Genomic DNA, 596 nt, shown 5'->3' with positions numbered 1-596 from the left:
TGCCTTACAAGCAGAGGGTCGGCGGTTCGATCCCGTCATTCTCCACCATTCAATTTAATAGCCGGCCTAGCTCAATTGGTAGAGCAACTGACTTGTAATCAGTAGGTTGGGGGTTCAAGTCCTCTGGCCGGCACCATCTAAGAGCCATTAGCTCAGTTGGTAGAGCATCTGACTTTTAATCAGAGGGTCAGAGGTTCGAATCCTCTATGGCTCACATGTATACGCGGGTGTGGCGGAATTGGCAGACGCACTAGACTTAGGATCTAGCGCCTTACGGCGTGGGGGTTCGACTCCCTTCACCCGCATATGCGGAAGTAGTTCAGTGGTAGAACACCACCTTGCCAAGGTGGGGGTCGCGGGTTCGAATCCCGTCTTCCGCTCCATTATTTTGCCGGGGTGGCGGAACTGGCAGACGCACAGGACTTAAAATCCTGCGGTGAGAGATCACCGTACCGGTTCGATTCCGGTCCTCGGCATTATTATTTTGCGCCCGTAGCTCAATTGGATAGAGCGTTTGACTACGGATCAAAAGGTTATGGGTTCGACTCCTATCGGGCGCGTTCTCTTACGGGAAGTAGCTCAGCTTGGTAGAGCAC

Annotated in this window: 6 tRNA genes; all 6 read left to right on the top strand. The window is 53.0% G+C overall.

Annotated features, from left to right (window positions below):
• The first annotated feature begins 60 nt into the window (after window positions 1-60).
• The 6 genes from HMPREF2561_RS10370 (at window position 61) to HMPREF2561_RS10345 (ending at window position 560) form a co-directional block, all read left to right on the top strand.
• Window positions 61-136, top strand: a tRNA-Thr gene (locus tag HMPREF2561_RS10370).
• A gap of 5 nt (window positions 137-141) precedes the next feature.
• Window positions 142-214: transfer RNA gene (locus tag HMPREF2561_RS10365), tRNA-Lys, on the top strand.
• Window positions 215-223: 9 nt separating this feature from the next.
• Window positions 224-305, top strand: a tRNA-Leu gene (locus HMPREF2561_RS10360).
• A gap of 3 nt (window positions 306-308) precedes the next feature.
• Window positions 309-383, top strand: a tRNA-Gly gene (locus HMPREF2561_RS10355).
• 7 nt (window positions 384-390) lie between these two features.
• Window positions 391-476: transfer RNA gene (locus HMPREF2561_RS10350), tRNA-Leu, on the top strand.
• A 10-nt stretch (window positions 477-486) separates the two neighbouring features.
• Window positions 487-560, top strand: a tRNA-Arg gene (locus HMPREF2561_RS10345).
• The last annotated feature ends 36 nt before the right edge of the window (window positions 561-596 follow it).

Source organism: Staphylococcus sp. HMSC069E10, from assembly GCF_001809205.1.
Classification (GTDB): domain Bacteria; phylum Bacillota; class Bacilli; order Staphylococcales; family Staphylococcaceae; genus Staphylococcus; species Staphylococcus hominis.
This window is presented reverse-complemented; position numbering and strand designations above follow the sequence as displayed.